The sequence below is a fragment of the Gilvimarinus gilvus genome (assembly GCF_030518155.1).
Classification (GTDB): Bacteria; Pseudomonadota; Gammaproteobacteria; order Pseudomonadales; family Cellvibrionaceae; genus Gilvimarinus; species Gilvimarinus gilvus.
This window is the reverse complement of sequence record NZ_JAULRU010000666.1, coordinates 1-404: the sequence shown is the minus strand read 5'-3', so window position 1 is coordinate 404 and position 404 is coordinate 1. Positions and strand designations below refer to the sequence as shown.

1 protein-coding gene is annotated in these 404 nt (G+C 27.7%); it reads left to right on the top strand.

Features of this window, described 5'->3' with window-relative positions; translation table 11 throughout:
- Positions 1–39: 39 nt before the first annotated feature.
- On the top strand, positions 40–404 hold a 365-nt coding region (locus QWI17_RS16715), incomplete at its 3' end, for a glycosyltransferase family protein (RefSeq protein ID WP_302723665.1).

Sequence of the window (404 nt, the reverse complement as noted above, 5' to 3'; positions counted from 1 at the left end):
TTTGATAATTTTACGAATCAACGTAATTATGGACTTTCTTTGGCAAAAAATGATTGGGTTACTTTTTTTGACGCAGATGAAGGAATCCCACTTGAATTAAAAAAAGAAATTGTTTCGGTTTTTAATCAGCAACCTACTTTTGATGCATATTTTGTTTATCGAAAATTTTTTTTTAATAAAAAACATATAAAATATTCGGGCATGCAAAATGATAAAGCTGTTCGAATTTTTAAAAAATCTAAATCTCAATATAAATCAGATAGAATGGTTCATGAGATTATAGAATGTAATGGTAGAACAGGTTATTTAACAAACAAACTTGATCATTTTACATTTGATAATGAACAAGAATATTTAGACAAACTAAATAGCTATTCTCGTTTGCGAGCGCAAGAGCTTCGTCT